A 17,960-nucleotide genomic window follows, 5' to 3' on the forward strand; every position below is an offset into this window, starting at 1 on the left:
CTCCGGTCTGTCATGGCCGAAATACCTCGGCGATCTTCTGGTTGACGCGCAGCCAGCCCAGCTCGCCCAGGTGCTGCACGTCGCGCAGCGTGCCCACTTCGAAGGGCGCGCCGTACATGTCCATGCAGCGCATGGCGTAGCGCTGGCACAGCGCCGCGACCTCGCGCTGCACCGGCGTGAATCGGTCCAGGTCCTTGAACACCATGGGGTGCAGCGGCTGCATGACGAACAGGGCGTCCACGCCGCGCTGGCGCAGCAGCGCCATCAGGGCGGTCAGCTCGCGCAGCTCGTCGCGGCCGGTCAGCGGTTGCGGCTGGTAGGCCGTTTTGCCGCCCTCGGGGACGGTCCGCAGGTATTTGTCGAAGAAATCGTCGCGCACGGCGTAGCGGTTGTTCGCCATCAGGGCCTGCTCGGCGCCCTGGGCCTGGCTGGCCAGGGCGTCCCAGTCCACCACGCGGGCGGCGGCGGCCGGCCCGGCGTGCTCCGGTTCGGGGGCCGGCGCCGCATGGGCTGGCGTCCAGAGGTCGACCAGGCGCTGGCGGAATACGTAGGCCTGCTCGGCCGCCATCGACCAGGCCACGCCGGCGTCGCCCTTGGCTTCCAGCCAGCGCAGCAGCTCCGCCCGGCCCTCGGGCTGGCGGAGCAGCCGGGGCAGCAGCGGATTGGCGTGTTCCTTGAATTCGTCCGGGCCCAGGCCGCCCTCGCCGTCGAACCAGCCGGGCGATAGCATGACGACCACGCGCGACGCCGGGGAGAGGTCGTCGGCCAGCGCCGCCAGCACCAGCTGCATGCCCAGCGACTGGAAGCCGGAATGGCCGTAGGCCAGCACCGGCATCTGGAGCTCGTCGGCCAGGTAGCGGTAGGGCACGAAGCGCAGGTCGCTGCTGGTCAGCTCCGACGAGCCCAGGATGACCAGGCGGTCTCCCGTGCGCAGGGCCTGGCTCAGGCGCGAAAGGTTGCCGGTCTGTTCCTGCAGCGTGTTGCCGAGGTTGGGGATGTAGATGCCGGGAGCGGCGGCCGGCACGGCTTCCGTCTTCAGCGCCAGCGCGTGCAGGGCGCCCCACCCGGCGGCCGCGGCGGCGGCCAGGGCCAGCGCCGCCGCCAGCGCGTGCTGCCGGAGAGTGCGTGTGATCATGGGGAAACCAAAAAGCGGCGCGAGCGCCGGGATAGCCGGTCGGATTGTTAGCGGATGTTAGCGAGCGGCCATTGCCGGAACAAGCGCGCGATGGCGGGGTCGGAACCAATTCGCTTTTTCGCCACAAGCCCGCCTCGTGCAGATGGCCTAGGCCGCCGAGATTTCCCTGGGGAGAGAATGCGATAGCATCGTTGTCGCGGGGTTCTTCTGGATTTCCATGATTGACCGCGTCCGAGCCGCCCGTGCGGCGCCCGATCGTCTTCCCATTCAATGATTCCATCGCCATGACCGCCACCCGTATCGCCCGCAGCCATCCCGACGAACTGATCGTGGGCCTGGTATCCGTTTCCGACCGCGCCTCGACCGGCGCCTACCAGGACCAGGGGCTGCCCGCGCTGCGGGAATGGCTGGGCGGCGCGCTGGTCTCGCCCTGGCAGGCGGTGGACCGCCTGATCCCGGACGAGCCCGCCCGCATTTCGGAAACGCTGATCGAACTGGTGGACGGCTGCGGCTGCGACCTGGTGCTCACCACCGGCGGCACCGGCCCCGCGCGCCGCGACGTCACGCCCGAGGCGACGCTCGCCGTCGGCACCAAGGAAATGCCTGGCTTCGGCGAGCAGATGCGCCAGATCAGCCTGCGCTTCGTGCCCACGGCCATTCTGTCGCGCCAGGTGGCCGTCATCCGGGAAGCCGCGGACCACGCCGCGCTCATCGTGAACCTGCCGGGCCAGCCGAAATCCATCCGCGAAACGCTGGAAGGCCTGAAGGGGGAAGACGGCGCCGTGCTGGTGCCGGGCATCTTCGCGGCCATTCCCTATTGCATCGACCTGATCGGCGGGCCTTACGCCGAGACGCGCCCGGAAGTCATCGCGGCCTTCCGCCCCAAATCGGCCCGCCGCCCGGCGCAGGGCTAGCCCTGCGCTATAGTTGGCCGCGCTTTCATCAACATTCCCACCCGTTCGAGAGTTCCATCGCTATGAAGGTCCGTACCGTCCTGTCCCTTACCGCCCTGGCCGCCCTGACGGCCTGCGCCAACGTCAAAGACGTGCGCGACCGCGATCCCGTCTTCTACGGGGCGACCCAGCGCTCGGCCGAGGATTACACGAATTGCGTCGCGGAATCCTGGAAGAACCTGGGCATCAATTTCGAGCGCAAGACGGTGCGCAACGGGTTTGAACTCATCCAGCAGGACAGCCTGGGCGTGGAGGCCGTGTTGACGACCACCCACTGGAAGGGCAAGACCGAGACGCGCCTGTCCACGCGTATCGCCCGCCGCGACCAGACCATCATCGAGCCGGCGAACCTGTGCCTGTGAGCGTCATGTTCCGCCGTCGCGACATCCTGCGCCTGGGCTTGGCGGCGGCCGCGGCCGGCCTGTGCCTGCCCGCCCGCGCGCAGCAGGAAGGCTATCTCACCCGCAAGCTCAATTTTCCCGTTCCCGGCGGCGTGGCCGTCCTGGGCCTGGGCGGCGGGGAGCGCGCCCCCGAAGTCACGTTCCTGGGCCGGCGCGCGCTGGTCGTGCGCGAAGAAGGCAAGCAATGGATCGCCGTGGTCGGCATCCCGCTCAGCGTGAAGCCGGGCGAGCAGCACGTCACGGTCGCCGACGGGCAGGGCCCGCGCAAGCTGGCCTTCCGGGTCGGCGCCAAGGAGTACGCGGCCCAGCGCATCACGCTGAAGAACCAACGCCAGGTCGAGCCGAATCCGGACGATTTGAAGCGCATCGAGCGCGAAATGGCCGAGCAGAGCGCGGCCAACCGCGGCTACCGCGCCGGGGTCACGCCCAGCAACCTGCTGCTGGACCGTCCGGTGAACGGCGGGCGCCTGTCCAGCCCGTTCGGGCTGCGGCGTTTCTTCAACGGGCAGGAGCGCAACCCGCATTCGGGGCTGGATTTCGCCGTCCCGTCGGGCACGCCCATCAAGGCGCCGGCGGCCGGCGTGGTGGTGCTGGTGGGGGATTACTTCTTCAACGGCAAGACGGTGTTCCTGGACCACGGGCAGGGCTTCGTCAGCATGTTCTGCCACATGTCCGCGATCGACGTGAAAGTCGGCGACGAGGTGCCGCGCGGCGGGGTGGTGGGCAAGGTGGGGGCGACGGGGCGGGCGACCGGCCCGCATCTGCACTGGAACGTCAGCCTGAACGATGCCCGGGTCGATCCGGCCATCTTCATCGGGGCCTTCAAGCCCTGATTCGCCGCAAGGCGCGGCCGCGTCCCTAGGCGGGCGCGGCCTGCAGCGCGATCCGCTGCAGCACGTGCTGGTGCACGCGCTCGGCGTACTCCATGTGCTGGCGCACGTGGAGTTGCTGGGCATCCTGCTCGTCCAGGCAGTTGTCGTATTTGGTCTTGGCCTCGGCGTACGTCAGGCCGGTATTGCGCAGGCTGTTGATGAACGCTTCGCGCGATTGATGAAGCAGGCGCAAGCCTTCCTCGCCCTTCGCGTATCGTCTGCGCGCCAGGGCGAGTTCGTCAGCAGCCGCTTGCAACTCTTCTGTCAGGTCCATCTTGCATCGTGCGCGTCCCGCGGGATGTCGCGCCTAACCGGGATCGCCATTCTTCCATGAATGGGCGTTCCCAGCATTACGGCAGGCGGCCGCGCGGGCTTAAGCGCGTGAACGGGGCGGGGAGCCGGCGCGAGGCCGGCCCGGGGCCCGGTTCAGCGGCGGTATTGCTGGGGACGGTGCGCGGCCGGGGCGCGCTCATCCTTGTGGCGGAAGTTGATGCGGCCCTTGGTCAGGTCGTACGGCGACATTTCCAGGGTGACGCGATCGCCCGCCAGGATGCGGATGCGGTGCTTGCGGATACGGCCGGAGGCGTAGGCGCCGACTTCGATGCCGTTGTCCAGCTTTACGCGGTAGCGGCTATCGGGCAGCACTTCGTCAACGATGCCATCCAATTCGATGAGTTCTTCTTTAGCCATTTTCTACTCCTATCAAGGCGCGCAGCCATGCCGGCGGCATGGCTCGCCGCGCGGAGGCGGCAAGCGCGTTGGACTCAAATAACCAGGGTCCGGCGGTTTGAACGTAAAACGTCCGGGCAGGCGCGGGTAAGGGCCACGGCATCCGTAGCGGATGTCTGAAATGACGGATACTCGCGCCGCGAGGGCAATGTGCGCGCGATGCGCGGCTTGGTCGCGACGGCGCGTCGAGGGCGCATCGCCGGAAGAAGCGGGTTGGAGCGGTTGTTGCAGGGCCGGAAGCCGCTGCGCTTGCTGCGGCGGCGCCTCTGGCGGCGACGGGTTTCGTCCTGAAATGCCGGACACGTCCTGAGAGGGCCTCGCAGTATTGCCCAGAGGCGTTACAGGTTGGCGACGCAGAATGACCGAAGCCCGGTTTTCGCGGAGAAATCACGGACTTATGTTACTGCAAAGCGCAGTGATTAGCCAGTTTTTATCTGCCTCAAACCGGTGATAGTTGCTGTCGGACGACTCTAGCCGGCGGCGATCCGCTGCCGGTATTCCTCTTCGACCCGGCCGAGCACGGACCAGAACGGGCCCGGCTGCCGGCCGGCCAAGCGGGCTTCCAGCACGCCCAGGTGCGCATGCCAACCGCCCGCCACGTCCACCATGTCCTCGCGCGAGGACAGTTTGCGGTGCGTCAGGACGAGGCGCGTGCCCCGGCCCTGCGGCGACAGTTCGAAAGTGACTTCGGACGGATGGCCCGGGGATCCGCCCCAGGTGAACGCCAGCAGGCGCGGCGGCTCGCAGCGCGTGATCACGCCTTGCGTGGTGACGCCGTTCTCGTAGGGCTTGTAGGCCTCGGGCACGGGTTCCGCCACCGAGGACAGGTCGGCGTGGACGAAACGCAGCGTGACGCCGCCGCCCTCGCGCAGATCCATGTCGCCGGAGGCCAGCCAGCGGCCCCGCTTTTCCGATTCGGTCAGGAACGCCCAGACCTCGTCGACGCTGGCCGGCAGTATGCGCGTAAAGCAGATGGAGGTGGGGTCTAGGACGACGCCGTGATCACTCATGCTGTTCTCCTGGGGACGTGGCCGGAGACCGGCTGGCGGCGAGCGCGGCTTCCAGCGCGCCCAGCCTGCCCGACCAGAATTGTTCATAGAAGCGCAGCCACTGCATGGCCTCGGCCATGGGTTCGGGGTTGAGGCTGCATACGTGGGTGCGGCCCCGGATGGAGCGCCGGACCAGTCCGGCCCGCTCCAGGGCCTGCACGTGCTTGGAGGCGCCCGCGAAGCTCATGCTCAAGGGCGCGGCCAATTCGCCGATGGTTTGATCGCCCTGCGCCAGGGTGCGCAGCATGTCGCGGCGCGTGGGGTCGGCCAGCGCGCGAAAGACGGCATCCAGGGCGGGGGAGGGCGTTGATTCAACCATGAGGTTGAATATAGCCCGGGCTCCGGGGAAAATTCAACCTGCTGGTTGAATTTTTATGTAACGGCGTGCGGATCCTCTTCTTCCTGCACCCGGTAGGCCTCGGGGTACTGGGGCAGGTCGTCGGTGATGTCGAACCAGGGGGCCTTGCTGGCGACATGGCAATGCGCGGCCGGCTTCACGCCCGGATCGTCGTCCAGCGCGCCTAGCGGCAGGCCGTAGACATCGGGCGCCTGATCGAAGCGACTCAGCAGGGGCGTGCCGCAGGCTTCGCAAAACCCGCGATAGCTGCCCGGCGACGAGCAGTACCAGGTGACGTGGTTTTCTCCCCGCGTCCAGGCGAAGTCCTTGACCTGGACCGTGGCCCGGCTGCGGAAAGCCGCGCCGTGCGACTTGCGACACATCGTGCAATGGCAGTTGAGGGCGTTGGTGAGCGGGCCGGAGACTTCGTACGCGATGCGGCCGCACAGGCAGGAACCTTTGATCATGATGAACGCCTGGCTGTTGGGGATAACTTGAATATACCCGCGGCGCGGGGCGCCGGCGCCCGCTTTTATGACGAAGCGCTTTCAATCCATTGCGGCGTCCCTAATTTCCGCCAACTGAATCGATCCCCGGGTCATCGTGCTGTCATGCCGCGAAAACAGAATGCGGCAATGAACCAACCCAAGGGGGATTCGATAATGACTTACGCCATCGAAGTGCAAGGGCTCAGCAAGAGCTTCCACGCGGGCGCCAAGGCGCTGGACGGCGTGGGCCTGCAAGTGGCCGACGGCGAGATGGTGGCCTTGCTGGGAGCCTCCGGCTCGGGCAAGTCGACCCTGCTGCGCCATCTGGCCGGCTTCGTCGCGGGCGATGCCGGCAGCGTGGCCGTCAACGGCCAGCTGATCCAGCGCGACGGCCGCCTGAGCCGCAACGTGCGCGGCGCGCGCGCCGGCATCGGCTTCGTGTTCCAGCAGTTCAACCTGGTGGGCCGCCTGCCCGTCATCACCAACGTCCTCACCGGATTGCTGCCGCGCGTGCCGCTGTGGCGCAGCCTGACCCGCTGGTTCCTGCGCGCCGAAGTGCGCCAGGGCCTGGACGCGCTTGCCCAGGTTGGTATAGACGACTACGCATTTCAGCGCGCCTCCACGCTGTCGGGCGGCCAGCAGCAGCGCGCGGCCATCGCCCGCACCCTGGTGCAGAACGCCCGCGTCATCCTGGCCGACGAGCCCATCGCCTCGCTCGACCCCGAGTCCTCGCGCCGCGTGATGGACACGCTGGCCCAGATCAACCGCTCGCGCAAGGTGGCGGTGGTGGTGTCGCTGCACCAGGTCGACGTCGCGCTGCGCTACTGCCCGCGCGTGGTGGCCCTGCGTCACGGCAAGGTGGTCTACGACGGCCCCTCGGCGGCCCTGACGCCCGCCATGCTACGCGAACTCTACGGCGCCGAACTCGGCGAACTCCTACCCGACCACGCGCCGCTGGCGCCGGCCTCGCCGGGCGTCGCGCCGCTGTCCCAACTGGCGCACGCCGCCTGATTCTCTTGCCCCCTTCCTCCCCGGAGCCTTCCATGCTACGCAGAACCTTTTTCACCCTGATCGCCGCCGCGGCCCTGTCCACGCAGGCCTACGCGCAGGACGCCAAGACGCTGAACTTCGGCATCATTTCGACGGAGTCGTCGACCAACCTGAAGTCGGTATGGCAGCCCGTCATCGACGACCTGAGCCGCGCCATCGGCGTGCAGGTCAAGCCCTTCTTCGCCTCCGACTACGCCGGCATCATCGAAGGCATGCGCTTCAACAAGGTGCAGATGGGCTGGTTCGGCAACAAGTCCGCCATCGAAGCGGTGGACCGCGCCCAGGGCGAAGTGTTCGCCTCCGTGATCGACAAGGACGGCAACCCCGGCTACTGGTCGCTGCTGATCGTCAACAAGGACAGCGACCTCAAGACCCTGGACGACGTGCTCAAGCGCGGCGGCAAGCTGAGCTACGGCGCCGGCGATCCCAACTCCACCTCGGGCACCGCGGTGCCGGGCTACTACCTGTGGGCCGCCAACAAGATCGAACCCAAGACCTTCTTCAAGACGGTGCGCGCCAGCAACCACGAAGCCAACCTGCTGTCGGTGATCAACAAGCAGGTGGACGTGGCCGTCAACAACACCGAGGCGCTGGAACGCTACCGCCTGAGCACGGGCAAGGACGCCAACGACAGCGTGCGCGTGCTGTGGAAGTCGCCGCTGATCCCGGCGGACCCGCTGGTCATGCGCACCGACCTGCCGGCCGACCTGAAGGTCCGCATCCGCGACTTCTTCATCAATTACGGCAAGGGCAAGGACGCCGAGCGCGAACTGGCCAACCTGAAGGCGCTGACCTATCAGGGCTTCCGCCCCTCGGACAACCAGCAGCTGGTGCCCATCCGCCAGATCGAACTGGCGCGCGAAAAGGCCAAGGTCGAAGCCGACGCCACGATCGGCCAGGCTGAAAAGCAGGAGAAGCTGGCCGAACTCGACGGCAAGCTGGCCAGCCTGGGCCAGCCGGCCGCCAAGCAGTAAGCAAGCCCCGCGCGCCGGCGCGTCGCCAGACGCGCCGGCGTTCGCGCAACCGAACCTCCTCAAGCGAACCGCCCGTCTCCATGAACCTTGCCACGCAGACCTCCCGCCTTCCTTCCGCGCCGCGATCGTCGCTGCCGGTCCTACTCGTCTGGGGCGTCGTGCTGGCGCTGCTCGTCATGTCGTGGAACGGGGCGGACATGCGGCCCCTGGACCTGCTGCGCGACTCGGGCAACATGGCCCAGTTCGCGGCCGACTTCTTCCCGCCGAATTTCCGCGACTGGCGCATGTACCTGGACGAGATGATCGTGACGGTACAGATCGCCGTCTGGGGCACGTTCCTGGCGATCGTGGTGGCGGTGCCGCTGGGGTTGCTGTGTTCCTCGAACATGGTGCCGGCCTGGGTCTACCAGCCCATGCGGCGGCTGATGGACGCCTGCCGCGCCATCAACGAGATGGTGTTCGCCATGCTGTTCATCGTGGCCGTGGGCCTGGGCCCCTTCGCCGGCGTGCTGGCCTTGTGGGTGCACACGACGGGCGTGCTCGCCAAGCTGTTCTCGGAGGCGGTCGAGGCGATCGATCCGCGTCCGGTTGAAGGCGTGCGCGCGACCGGCGCGAACGCGCTGGAGGAAATCGTCTACGGCGTGATTCCGCAGGTGCTGCCGCTGTGGATTTCGTACTCGCTCTACCGCTTCGAATCGAACGTGCGGTCGGCCTCGGTGGTGGGCATCGTGGGCGCGGGCGGCATCGGGACGGTACTGTGGGAAATCATCCGCAGTTTCCGCTACGCGGAGACCTGCGCGGTGATGATCATCATCGTCGCCTTCGTCGTGGTGATCGACATGGTGTCTTCGCGGATCCGCAGCGCGCTGATCTGAGGGCGGCGCCCGCGGGGCCCGGCCGGGTCCCGCAAGCATCGCGCTTCATTCGGCTACGGCCGTTCCAGCGCCTGGAACGCGGGCAGCGCCAGCAGGCCCGCCAGGCGCGCGGCATGCACGTCGGCGTCCGATACCGCCGGGCGCGGCATCAGGAAATTCACGGTGCCCAGGCAGGCCCCGCCATACACCACCGGCACGTTGATGACGGACCGCAGCCCCAAGGCGCGGATGGCGTCGTGGTCGTCGAAGAATTCGCGGATCGCGTCTTCGCCTTCGCCGATGAAGACCTGCCGTTCCTGCAGGACGTGGCGGCCCCAGGCCGTGCCGGCCTTGTCCTTGCTGCCGCCGGGCGGATAGGCCTCGGGATTGGAGCTGTACAGCCGCACGACGCGCATGGCGCCGGCATCGTAGCGGTTGATCGTGCACAGGGCATGCGCCAGCGATGCGTGCGCGTAGGCGTCGATGGCGCGGAAGGCGGCCGCCGCGTCGGCGGCGGCGTAGGCCTGGGCGATGGCCTGCGCCCCGGCCAGCGCCGGGGCCGTGGACGGGGCTGCGTTCATTCGGCCGTGATTCCCAATTCTTTGATCAGCTTGCCGTACTTGTCGGCATCGCGCGCCAGGATCTGGCCGAACTGCTCCGGCGTGGTCTCGGTCAGCAGCACGCCCATGTCGGCCATTTTCTTGATGACCTCGGGGCGCTTGAGGATCAGGTTGATTTCGCGGTTCAGCCTGGCGGTCAGCTCGGGCGGCATGCCGGCCGGGCCGAACGCGCCGTACCAGACCGACAGCTCGTAGCCGGGCAGCGTTTCCGCCACGGTCGGCACGTCGGGCAGGAGCGGCGAGCGGGCTTCCTCGGTGACCGCCAGCAGCTTGAGCTTGCCGCTCTGGACGTGGGGCAGCGTCTGCGTGCCCGCGCTGAACAGCACCTGCGTGCGGCCGGCCACGGTATCCATCACCGCCGGCGCGCCGCCGCGGTAGGGGATGTGGGTCATCTTCACGCCGGCGGCCTTCTCGAAGAGCGCCGCGCTCAGGTGGTTGGTGGACCCCTGGCCCGCCGAGGCGTAGGTGACGGTGTCGGGATGCGCCTTCAGATACGCGATGAATTCCTTCAGGTTGCTCGCCGGCACCGACGGATGCACCACCATGGTGTTGGTCACCAGCGCGAGCTCGGCGATGGGCGTGAAGTCCTTCACGCCATCGAAGGGCATGCTGGAATAGAGCGCCTGGTTCATCGTGTGCGTGCTCATGGACCCCACGAGCAGGGTGTAGCCGTCGGGCTTGGCGCGGGCGACGAAGGTGGTGCCGATGTTGCCGGACGCGCCCGAGCGGTTCTCGACGATGACGGACTGGCCGAGGGACTGGGTCAGCCCTTCGGACAGCACGCGCGCCAGGATGTCGGTGGAGCCGCCCGCGGCCCACGGCACGATCAGCGTGATGGGCTTCTCGGGCCAGGCGGCGTTGGAGGCGGCGGGCGCGGCGAGAGCCAGGCCCAGCGCGCAGGCGCGCAACAGTCGTTTGAATCGCAGTGTCATGGTTGATACCCCTTGTGCAAAGGCCGGTCTGTGCGCCGGCTGGAACGAAACAGGTTCATCGTCCGGCGGCGTAGCCCTGCATGCCGCGCGGGTTGGCCCCCGCGCGCAACAGCAAGCCGCCGCCGGGGGCGGGTTCGCGGGTGCAGGCGCTGATGCGTCCTTCCGACCAGTCCGGCCCCACCTTGACCTCGTGGCCGGCGGCGCGCAGCGCGTCCAGCGTGGCGGCGGGCATGCGGGACTCCACCGTCAGCCGGTTCAGCGTGAGCGCGCGGGGCCAGAACGATCCCGGGAAGTGGTCGATGTGCCAGGAGGGCGCGTCGATGGCTTCCTGCAGGTTCATGCCCATGGCATGGCGCAGGAAGAACGCCACCGTCCACTGGTCCTGCTGGTCGCCGCCGGGCGTGCCGAAGGCCATGTAGGGCTGGCCGTCGCGCAATGCCAGGCCGGGAGACAGGGTGGTGCAGGGGCGCTTGCCGGGCTGCAACTGCCCCGGCACGCCCTCGTCCAGCCAGGTCATCTGCAGGCGGGTGGTGAGCGGAAAGCCCAGGCCCGGCACCACGGGGCTGGACGAGAGCCAGCCGCCCGACGGCGTGGCCGCCACCATGTTGCCGTCGCGGTCGATGACGTCGATCTGGCAGGTGTCTCCCACGAACAGCTCGCGCGCGGCCCATTCCGAGACCGGGGGCAGCGCGGCGAAGGTCGGCTCGCCGACGCCGAAGCGGGTGTCGGACGCGGCCAGGGTGCGGGCGGCGGCCTCCAGGTCCGGCATGCGCGGCGCCAGCCCGCCGGGGCTTCCCGGCTGCAACGCGCGGGAGGCGTGCTCGCCGATGCCGGCCGCGCGCGACCGGGCGTAGTCGTCGCTCAGCAGTTCCGCCAGCGGCACTTGCGTGAAGTCGGGATCCCCGTACCAGGCGCAGCGGTCGGCGAAGGCCAGCTTGGCCGCCTCGGCGACGCGGTGCACGAACGCGGGGGACAGCGGATCCAGGCCGTCCAGGCCCAGGTGGCGCAGCATGGCCAGCTGTTGCAGATGGACCGGGCCCTGCGACCAGACGCCGCATTTGGCCACGGTGTAGCGGCCGTAGTCGACGGTGAGGGGATCGTCGTAGGTGGCGCGCCAATCGGCCAGGTCGGACTTGCGCAGCAGCCCGCGGTTGCGCTGGCCGGTGGTGTCGCGCACGGCTTCGTGGCGGTAGTAGGCGTCGATCTCGTCGGCGACGAAACCGCGGTACCAGGCCCCCAGCGCGGCGTCGATGCGGCCGCGGCGGTCGGCGCTGGCGGCATGCGCCTCGTCCAGGATGCGGGTGTAGGTGGCCGCGATGGCGGGCGTGCGGAACAGCGTGTCGGGGGCGGGCACGCGGCCATCGGGCAGCCAGACGTCGCGCGAGCTGGTCCATTCGTCGCGGAACAGCGCCTGCACCGCCAGAATGGCCTGCGAGATGCGCGGTACCAGCGGAAAGCCATTGCGCGCGTAATCGATCGCCGGGCGCAGCACCTCGGCCAGTTCCCAGGTGCCGTAGTCGCGCAGCAGGGTCAGCCAGGCGCCGAACGCGCCGGGCACGGTCGCGGGCAGCAGGCCGATGCCGGGCACCAGGTCCAGCCCCAGGCCGCGGAAGTGGGCCGGCGTCGCCAGGGCCGGCGCGGGGCCCTGGCCGCAGAGGGCGCGCATGCGCTGCTCGCGCTCGCTCCAGAACAGGATAGGCACTTCGCCGCCGGGGCCGTTCAGGTGCGGCTCCACGATCTGCAGCGCGAAGCCGCCCGCCACCGCCGCGTCATAGGCGTTGCCGCCGCGCTCCAGCACGCCCATCGCCACCTGCGTGGCGAGCCAGTGGGTGGAGGACACCACGCCGAAGGTGCCGCGTATTTCCGGACGAGTGGTGAAGGAGGCGCTCATGGGGCGGTTCCAGACAGGGGAAGATGCCAGCAGTATAGGATCGAGAAATAACTGGTTTTATCTTTGTTGGCATAATTGAATAACCAATCGGTTATGGGGAAAACATGAACTGGGATGGGGCCCGTCTCGCCAACCGCCTGAAGCACCGCCACCTGGCGCTGCTGCTCAACATCGCCAGGCACGGCTCGCTGACGCGCGTGGCCGCGGCCGCAGGCATCAGCCAGCCCGCGGTCACCAAGGCCTTGGCCGAACTGGAGGACATCTTCGGCGCGCCGCTGTTCATGCGCACCGGGCGCGGCCTGCAGCCCACGCCCCTGGGCAGCCTGGCCCTGGTGCGCGCCCGCCACATGCTCAGCGATCTGGACCTGTGGGCGCGCGAAGTGGAAGCCCTGCATGCGGGCCGGTCGGCGCACCTGCACGTGGGCGTGGTGCCCTACGTATCCAGCGCCTTGCTCACGGCGGCGATCAGCCGCCTGCACCAGCGCCACGGCGTCACGCTGAGCCTGCACCGCGCGACCACCGACCATCTCGTTCCCATGCTGCGCCAGCACGAGCTGGACTGCATCATCAGCCGCGCCACCTCCACGGTGGCGCACGAAGACTTGATCCACCGAGCGCTGTACCGCCAGCGGCCGCGCCTGATCGCGCACGGCCGGCTGGCCCAGCGGCTGGCGCGGCGCCAGCCGGACTGGGCGGCGGTGGCGGCGATGGACTGGGTGCTGCCGGCCACCAATACGCCCACGCGGCAGCTGATCGTGGAGCATTTCATCCGCGAGGAACTGAGCCCGCCGTCCCCGGTGCTGGAGGCCTACTCTACCGACGTGATCGAAGGCATGCTGACCATGAACGAGACCTTCATCTCGGTCGTGCCGGAGGAGATTGCCCGCGAACTGTGCCAGCGCGGCAAGCTGGGCATGGTGCCCTGGGACTTCGGCTGGGAACTGCCGCCGATCAACCTGATCCGGCGCAAGCGCGAGCAGCCGCTGGCGGCCGAAACGTATTTCTCCGACATCCTGCTCGACCTCTGCGGCGGCGGCGCGGCGCCGGCCTGAGCCGCGTCATGCGGCGAGCTTGGCGCGCGCGATGTCCAGCAGCGCGGCGGCCGCGGTTTCCGGCGCGGCGTCGTTGCTGACCCGCATCAGGCGGCACTGTCGCGGCACCGGGAAGGCTTGGGTGGCGCGCGAGAGCCGTTGCGCGATCTGCTCCGCGCTTTCGCGCCCGCGGTCGGCCAGCCGGCGCGCGAGCAGCCCCGGGTCCACCGTGACTTCCACCGCGGTCAAGGCCGGATAGCGCGAGTGGGCCTGCTCCAGGTGCGCGCGCGAACCGTTGATGATGACGGCCGCCCCGCAGGTGAGCCAGGCGTCTATCTCGATGCCGATGCCATAGTGCAGGCCATGGCTGCTCCAGCGCAGCGCGAAGCAGCCCAGCGCCGCGCGGCGGGCGAACTCGCCGTCCGTCAGGCGCAGCGCGTCTTCGCTCGCGCCGCTGTCGCGGGTGATGTAGCGGTGCGCCACCAGCACCGGCTCGTCGCCGCGGAGGTGGGCGCGCAGCAGGCGCAGCAGCGTATCCTTGCCGCTGCCCGAAGCGCCCATCAGGTAGATCAGGCGCGCGCCGTCGGCGGGGGCGCGGGCGTTCATGCCGCCGCCGGCCCTTGCAGATAGGCGGCGCCGGCGGCGTCCGCGCAGGAGCCGTCGAAGCCATAGTGCCGGGCCGCCACGAAATCGGCGCCCGGCGTGGCCTGCACGTAGACGCTGAGGCCGGGCACGCTCATGGGCTGCCCGCGCAGTGGATCGGCGAAGGCCGCGATGCCGGCCCTGGCCTGCGCCAGCGCCTCGCCCTCCAATTTGCCCGTCAGCGTGATGTGGAAGGTGTAGGTGTCGAACACATAGGGGTAGCCCCAGCGCGCCAGCATGGCCTGCTGCCCGGGCGTGAGCGATTGGGGCTGCCGGCGAGCGGTTTCCTCCGGCGTGGGCGGGGCGCGCAGGGGATCCAGGTCGCGCACGGCCGCGTCGGCCAGCGCCTGAATGCGGGACCGGCTCTCCCGGTCGGCCTCGGCGATGCGCCAGGCCAGGAAGCCGCGCAGCGGCTCGCACTCCAGCGCCAGCGTGAACGGGGCGTGGCCGAGCGCCAGCCGGCGCACGGCGGCATCCAGCTCGGCGGGGGTCGCGCCCGGGCGCAGGCGGAAGGGCGGTTTCAGGGTGGCATGCAGGCCGTAATGGCGCGGCGCCTGCGTCCATTCGGGCGCGGGGCCGGGCAGGCCCGGCAGCGGTGGCAGCGCCTCGCCGGTATCGGCGCAGCGGCCCAGCCAGCGGCTGCCGTGCTCGCGCCACGGGCCGGTGGGCGCCAGGTACAGGGCGTAGCGATGGGCCAGGGGCATGGTCAGGCCGCCATGCGTTGGTGGTGGTCGTCGCCGAAGGCGCGGCTGGCGTAGCGCAATTCGCCGCCCACGATGGCCGCGCACACGCGCGGCAGCCCCGGCACGTGGTCGTCCACCACGATGGCATCGGCGATCAGGCCCGGCGCCAGCGCGCCGCGGTCCTTGAGGCCGGCGGCGTTCGCGGGATTGCGCGACACCAGGTCCCAGGCCTGCGGCAGCGGCAGCACGCCCTCGGCGGCCAATCGCAGGGCCGCCGTGAGCGGAGCGGGGTAGTAATAATCGGAGGTCAGCACGTCGCACAGGCCAGCGCGCACCATGTCCGTCGCGCTGGGCGCGCCGGTGTGGCTGCCGCCCCGCACCACGTTGGGCGCGCCGAACACCACGGAATTGCCCAGGTCGCGCGCGACGCTGGCGGCTTCGCGCGTCAGCGGGAATTCCGCCACGCCGCAACCCAGCTGATGGTAGTAGCGGCGGGTCGAGGCGTCCGGATCGTCGTGCGACGCCACCTTCAGGCCGGCCTCGCGCGCGCACGCGGTCAGCTCGCGCATGGCGTCGGCCACCGAATCCGCCGCCGCCATGGCCGCCCGGATGCGGTCCTGGAAGACGTCGAGGTCGCATTCCGCCCGGTTGGCGTACTGCATGAGCTTGCGTTCGTCGCCCAGGCGCCGCGCCATGCTGGGCAGGTGGTCGTTCAGCGCCAGGAAGCGGACCCGGCCGTCGCGTATCCATTGCCGGGCGATATCCAGGCCGCCCACGTGGTGCGTCTCGAAGCGCAGGTGCACGTAGTGGCGCGCGCCCATGATGGGATGCATGCGCTCCAGCGCGTCGAACATGCGCTCGGCGTAGCTCTCGCCGCGCAGCCCGCCTTCCCAGGACAAGGTCACGCCGTGGAATTCGGTGGTGATGCCGTTGGCCAGCAACTGGCGGTCCACGTCGAACAGCGCGCCGTCGTAGGGGAACGTCACGCTGGGCCGGGGCATGATGGCGCGCTCGAAGGCGTCGCCATGCAGGTCCACGATGCCCGGGAGCACCAGCAGGTCGCCGGCGTCGAACCAGGAGGCGCCGCGCGTCGCCGGGGCGGCCGAGTCGTCGATCAGCCCGCCGTGGAAGCGCAGGCTGGCGTGTTGGACGCCGCTGGGCGTGAGGATGCGCTGGCCTGTGACACCGGCCAGGGGCGAGGGGGCATGTGTGCGTGTGTTCATGCCGTGACGTTAGCGGGATTGCATTACAACCAGATGTCTAGATGAGTTTGGGCGGCTTGCGGCAGTGCGGCGCCGTCGCCGCGCGAGGGCGGACGGCGGCGCGTTTGCTTTTCAGGTTTCGTCGGTCACCATCAGCTGCACCAGGTCGCCCACGAAGCGGGCGATGCTGTACTGCAAGGGCGCGCCGTCCTGGTCGACGTTCAGCGCTTCGACCTGGAGGATGGGGCGGGTCTTGGGCTGGCCCAGCTGGCGGGCGATCTCGGGCGAGGGCAGCACGGCCGTGATGCGCGACCACTTCCGGGTGTAATCGCCGAGGCCGTAGTGCGCGTAGACCTTGGAGATCGAGCGCAGCGCCGTCAGGCGTTGCGCGAAATCGGGGAAGCGCTTTTCGTCGAAGTAATGCTCGGAGGCGCTGATCGGGCGGTTCTCGGCCTTGCCCACGATCTGCACGCGCAGCAGCGGCGCGGTGCGGGCCAGGCCCAGATGCTTGGCGATCTCGGCGGCGCGCAGCGACTGGCTGCCCAGCACCTCCTGGTGGCCCAGCACGCCCTGGCTGCGCAGGTTCTCGGAAAAGCGCGTGCGCTTGCCGATGGCGTAGTCGATGGCGTGTTCCTGGACGAAGGTACCGCGGCCCTGCTCGATCCTGACCAGGCCGCTTTGCTCCAGCTCGCCCATGGCGCGCCGTATCGTGTGGCGGTTGACCGAGAACTTGGCGGCCAGCTCGGGTTCGGAGGGCAGCTGCTCTCCGGCCGCATAGAGTTTGTTGCGGATGTCGTCCGCAAGGGATTCGCCGATTTGCCGCCAGACGGCGATGCCTGAACCTCTTTCAACCATGGGGTGCGCTCGTGCTGTCATATCCGCTCGTCAAGAATGGCCCGATTGTGCCCGATGCCGAGCCTGCCGGAAAGGCGCCGCGCCTGTCATCAAAAATTCACGCCAGGCTGTTGAACTTGCATTTCGGAGCGATCATACTTCATCCGGTCGTCTAGACGTTTAGAGGAAAAAATGAATCACCCACAGGCAGGACAGGATGCGGACAAGGCCCGGCGCGCGGCCTGGATGCGCGTGCTGGCGCTGGCGGACCCGGGCGCGCTGGACGGCGCGTTCAGCGCCTTGACCGACGTGCCCGCGCACCGGACGCTGCGGCCGGCCCAGACCGGCATGGCCATGGTGCGCGCCCGCAGCGGCGGCACCGGCGCCCGGTTCAACCTGGGCGAAATGACCGTGACACGTTGCGCGGTGACGATGGGCGAAGGCGTGGTCGGCCTGGCCTACGTGCAAGGCCGTTCGCTGCGCCATGCCGAGCAGGCCGCGGTGGCCGATGCCCTGCTGCAGCTGCCCGAGTGGCATGAAACGGTGCAGTCGCAGCTGATCGCGCCGCTGGCGCGCCAGCATGCCGAGAAGGTCGAGCGCCAGGCCCGCGTGGCGGCGCAGACCAAGGTGGAATTCTTCACGATGGTGCGAGGCGAGGACTGACATGGAACAACAGATACCGACCGCCGCGGCTTCGGGCCGGACGCTGCTGCCCGGCTTCGCGGATCCGGTCGACGATGCGCAGGCTACGTTCCGCGCCGCCCTGAACGCGCTGGCCCATCCCGGGAGAATCCACGAGGTCCTGGCCGACTGCGGCGTGCCCGAGGGCCTGTCGCCCGCCATGACCGCCTTGCTGCTGACGCTGGTCGACGTGGACACTCCGCTATGGCTGCCGGAATCCGTGGGCGCCGACACGCTGGCCTTCCTGCGCTTTCATTGCGGCTGCCCCATCGTGCCGTCGCCGTCCCTGGCCCGCTTCGCCGCGGTGCCGGCCGGCCTTGCGGCGCCCGCGCTGTCGTCCTGCCATCCGGGCGACCCCGCCTATCCCGACCTGTCGACCACCTTGCTGATCGAGGTCGACTCCCTGGACTCGGGGCCGCAAGTCGTGCTGAGCGGCCCCGGCATCGAATCGCGGCAAACCCTGTCCGCGGCCGGGCTGCCCGGGGGATTCTGGCGCGAATGGCGCATCAATCATCAACGGTTTCCGCTGGGCGTCGACGTGCTGCTGACGCAGGGCCGGCGGATCTGCGGGCTGCCGCGCAGCACGCGCCTGGAGAACTGAC

Annotated in this window: 22 protein-coding genes; 9 read left to right on the forward strand and 13 right to left on the reverse strand. The window is 69.3% G+C overall.

The window, feature by feature from the left end; all coding sequences use genetic code 11:
* Window positions 1-10: 10 nt before the first annotated feature.
* Window positions 11-1,135: a D-alanyl-lipoteichoic acid biosynthesis protein DltD gene (locus ADE01S_RS18490; RefSeq protein ID WP_062683191.1), complete on the reverse strand. Its 1,125-nt coding sequence runs from the start codon at window positions 1,133-1,135 to the stop codon at window positions 11-13.
* 284 nt (window positions 1,136-1,419) lie between these two features.
* On the opposite strand from ADE01S_RS18490, the gene mog reads away from it, so the two are divergent.
* The 3 genes from mog (at window position 1,420) to ADE01S_RS18505 (ending at window position 3,322) form a co-directional block, all read left to right on the forward strand.
* On the forward strand, window positions 1,420-2,049 hold the full coding sequence (gene mog, locus ADE01S_RS18495; RefSeq protein ID WP_062683274.1) for a molybdopterin adenylyltransferase: 630 nt from the start codon (window positions 1,420-1,422) through the stop codon (window positions 2,047-2,049).
* 62 nt (window positions 2,050-2,111) lie between these two features.
* Entirely contained in the window at window positions 2,112-2,450 is a 339-nt protein-coding gene (locus ADE01S_RS18500; RefSeq protein ID WP_062683192.1) for a hypothetical protein, read from the forward strand.
* 5 nt (window positions 2,451-2,455) lie between these two features.
* Window positions 2,456-3,322: a peptidoglycan DD-metalloendopeptidase family protein gene (locus ADE01S_RS18505; RefSeq protein ID WP_062683193.1), complete on the forward strand. Its 867-nt coding sequence runs from the start codon at window positions 2,456-2,458 to the stop codon at window positions 3,320-3,322.
* 25 nt (window positions 3,323-3,347) lie between these two features.
* Here the strand turns inward: ADE01S_RS18505 and ADE01S_RS18510 are convergent, their stop codons facing one another.
* From ADE01S_RS18510 to ADE01S_RS18530, 5 genes are all read right to left on the reverse strand, one after another.
* A complete protein-coding gene (locus ADE01S_RS18510) occupies window positions 3,348-3,635 on the reverse strand; it encodes a hypothetical protein (protein WP_062683194.1) in 288 nt (95 codons plus the stop codon).
* 152 nt (window positions 3,636-3,787) lie between these two features.
* Complete coding sequence (infA, locus tag ADE01S_RS18515) at window positions 3,788-4,051, reverse strand: translation initiation factor IF-1 (protein WP_062683195.1); 264 nt, start codon at window positions 4,049-4,051, stop codon at window positions 3,788-3,790.
* A gap of 509 nt (window positions 4,052-4,560) precedes the next feature.
* Entirely contained in the window at window positions 4,561-5,100 is a 540-nt protein-coding gene (locus ADE01S_RS18520; RefSeq protein WP_062683196.1) for an SRPBCC family protein, read from the reverse strand.
* Window positions 5,093-5,458, reverse strand: coding sequence for an ArsR/SmtB family transcription factor (locus tag ADE01S_RS18525; protein WP_062683197.1), 366 nt, complete (start codon window positions 5,456-5,458; stop codon window positions 5,093-5,095). The genes ADE01S_RS18520 and ADE01S_RS18525 overlap by 8 nt, the downstream gene beginning before the upstream one ends.
* A gap of 53 nt (window positions 5,459-5,511) precedes the next feature.
* Window positions 5,512-5,943: a GFA family protein gene (locus tag ADE01S_RS18530; protein WP_062683198.1), complete on the reverse strand. Its 432-nt coding sequence runs from the start codon at window positions 5,941-5,943 to the stop codon at window positions 5,512-5,514.
* Between the two features lie 195 nt (window positions 5,944-6,138).
* Between ADE01S_RS18530 and phnC the strand changes: the two genes are divergently transcribed.
* The 3 genes from phnC to phnE all read left to right on the forward strand — a co-directional run bounded on the left by phnC (window position 6,139) and on the right by phnE (window position 8,863).
* Window positions 6,139-6,975: a phosphonate ABC transporter ATP-binding protein gene (phnC, locus tag ADE01S_RS18535; protein ID WP_062683199.1), complete on the forward strand. Its 837-nt coding sequence runs from the start codon at window positions 6,139-6,141 to the stop codon at window positions 6,973-6,975.
* Window positions 6,976-7,007: 32 nt separating this feature from the next.
* Window positions 7,008-7,988, forward strand: coding sequence for a phosphonate ABC transporter substrate-binding protein (gene phnD, locus ADE01S_RS18540; RefSeq protein WP_062683200.1), 981 nt, complete (start codon window positions 7,008-7,010; stop codon window positions 7,986-7,988).
* Between the two features lie 80 nt (window positions 7,989-8,068).
* On the forward strand, window positions 8,069-8,863 hold the full coding sequence (gene phnE, locus ADE01S_RS18545) for a phosphonate ABC transporter, permease protein PhnE (protein ID WP_062683201.1): 795 nt from the start codon (window positions 8,069-8,071) through the stop codon (window positions 8,861-8,863).
* A 53-nt stretch (window positions 8,864-8,916) separates the two neighbouring features.
* On the opposite strand, the gene ADE01S_RS18550 is transcribed toward phnE, so the two are convergent.
* The 3 genes from ADE01S_RS18550 to ADE01S_RS18560 are packed head-to-tail and all read right to left on the reverse strand — an operon-like array spanning window position 8,917 to window position 12,285.
* Window positions 8,917-9,423 carry a GAF domain-containing protein gene (locus ADE01S_RS18550; protein WP_062683202.1) on the reverse strand — a complete coding sequence of 169 codons (507 nt, stop codon included), beginning with the start codon at window positions 9,421-9,423 and terminating at the stop codon, window positions 8,917-8,919.
* Window positions 9,420-10,394, reverse strand: coding sequence for a Bug family tripartite tricarboxylate transporter substrate binding protein (locus tag ADE01S_RS18555; protein ID WP_062683203.1), 975 nt, complete (start codon window positions 10,392-10,394; stop codon window positions 9,420-9,422). Before ADE01S_RS18555 ends, ADE01S_RS18550 begins: the two co-directional genes overlap by 4 nt.
* 55 nt (window positions 10,395-10,449) lie before the next feature.
* Window positions 10,450-12,285 (reverse strand): gamma-glutamyltransferase family protein, encoded by a 1,836-nt coding sequence (locus tag ADE01S_RS18560; protein WP_062683204.1) that lies wholly within the window; start codon window positions 12,283-12,285, stop codon window positions 10,450-10,452.
* Between the two features lie 104 nt (window positions 12,286-12,389).
* Here ADE01S_RS18560 and ADE01S_RS18565 point away from each other — a divergent pair, with 104 nt between their 5' ends.
* Window positions 12,390-13,337 (forward strand): LysR family transcriptional regulator, encoded by a 948-nt coding sequence (locus ADE01S_RS18565; RefSeq protein WP_062683205.1) that lies wholly within the window; start codon window positions 12,390-12,392, stop codon window positions 13,335-13,337.
* A 6-nt stretch (window positions 13,338-13,343) separates the two neighbouring features.
* Here ADE01S_RS18565 and phnN read toward each other — a convergent pair whose 3' ends face one another.
* The 4 genes from phnN to phnF form a co-directional block, all read right to left on the reverse strand.
* Window positions 13,344-13,922, reverse strand: a complete 579-nt coding sequence (gene phnN, locus ADE01S_RS18570; protein ID WP_062683206.1) for a phosphonate metabolism protein/1,5-bisphosphokinase (PRPP-forming) PhnN — start codon at window positions 13,920-13,922, stop codon at window positions 13,344-13,346.
* On the reverse strand, window positions 13,919-14,662 hold the full coding sequence (locus ADE01S_RS18575) for a DUF1045 domain-containing protein (RefSeq protein ID WP_062683207.1): 744 nt from the start codon (window positions 14,660-14,662) through the stop codon (window positions 13,919-13,921). The genes phnN and ADE01S_RS18575 overlap by 4 nt, the downstream gene beginning before the upstream one ends.
* A 2-nt stretch (window positions 14,663-14,664) precedes the next feature.
* Complete coding sequence (locus tag ADE01S_RS18580; RefSeq protein WP_062683208.1) at window positions 14,665-15,864, reverse strand: alpha-D-ribose 1-methylphosphonate 5-triphosphate diphosphatase; 1,200 nt, start codon at window positions 15,862-15,864, stop codon at window positions 14,665-14,667.
* Between the two features lie 111 nt (window positions 15,865-15,975).
* Complete coding sequence (gene phnF / locus ADE01S_RS18585; protein WP_062683209.1) at window positions 15,976-16,698, reverse strand: phosphonate metabolism transcriptional regulator PhnF; 723 nt, start codon at window positions 16,696-16,698, stop codon at window positions 15,976-15,978.
* Window positions 16,699-16,869: 171 nt separating this feature from the next.
* Here phnF and phnG point away from each other — a divergent pair, with 171 nt between their 5' ends.
* Window positions 16,870-17,340 carry a phosphonate C-P lyase system protein PhnG gene (gene phnG, locus ADE01S_RS18590; RefSeq protein WP_062683210.1) on the forward strand — a complete coding sequence of 157 codons (471 nt, stop codon included), beginning with the start codon at window positions 16,870-16,872 and terminating at the stop codon, window positions 17,338-17,340.
* Between the two features lies 1 nt (window position 17,341).
* Entirely contained in the window at window positions 17,342-17,959 is a 618-nt protein-coding gene (phnH, locus tag ADE01S_RS18595; protein WP_062683211.1) for a phosphonate C-P lyase system protein PhnH, read from the forward strand.
* Window position 17,960: the final 1 nt, after the last annotated feature.

The organism is Achromobacter denitrificans NBRC 15125 (assembly GCF_001571365.1).
Classification (GTDB): Bacteria; Pseudomonadota; Gammaproteobacteria; order Burkholderiales; family Burkholderiaceae_B; genus Achromobacter; species Achromobacter denitrificans.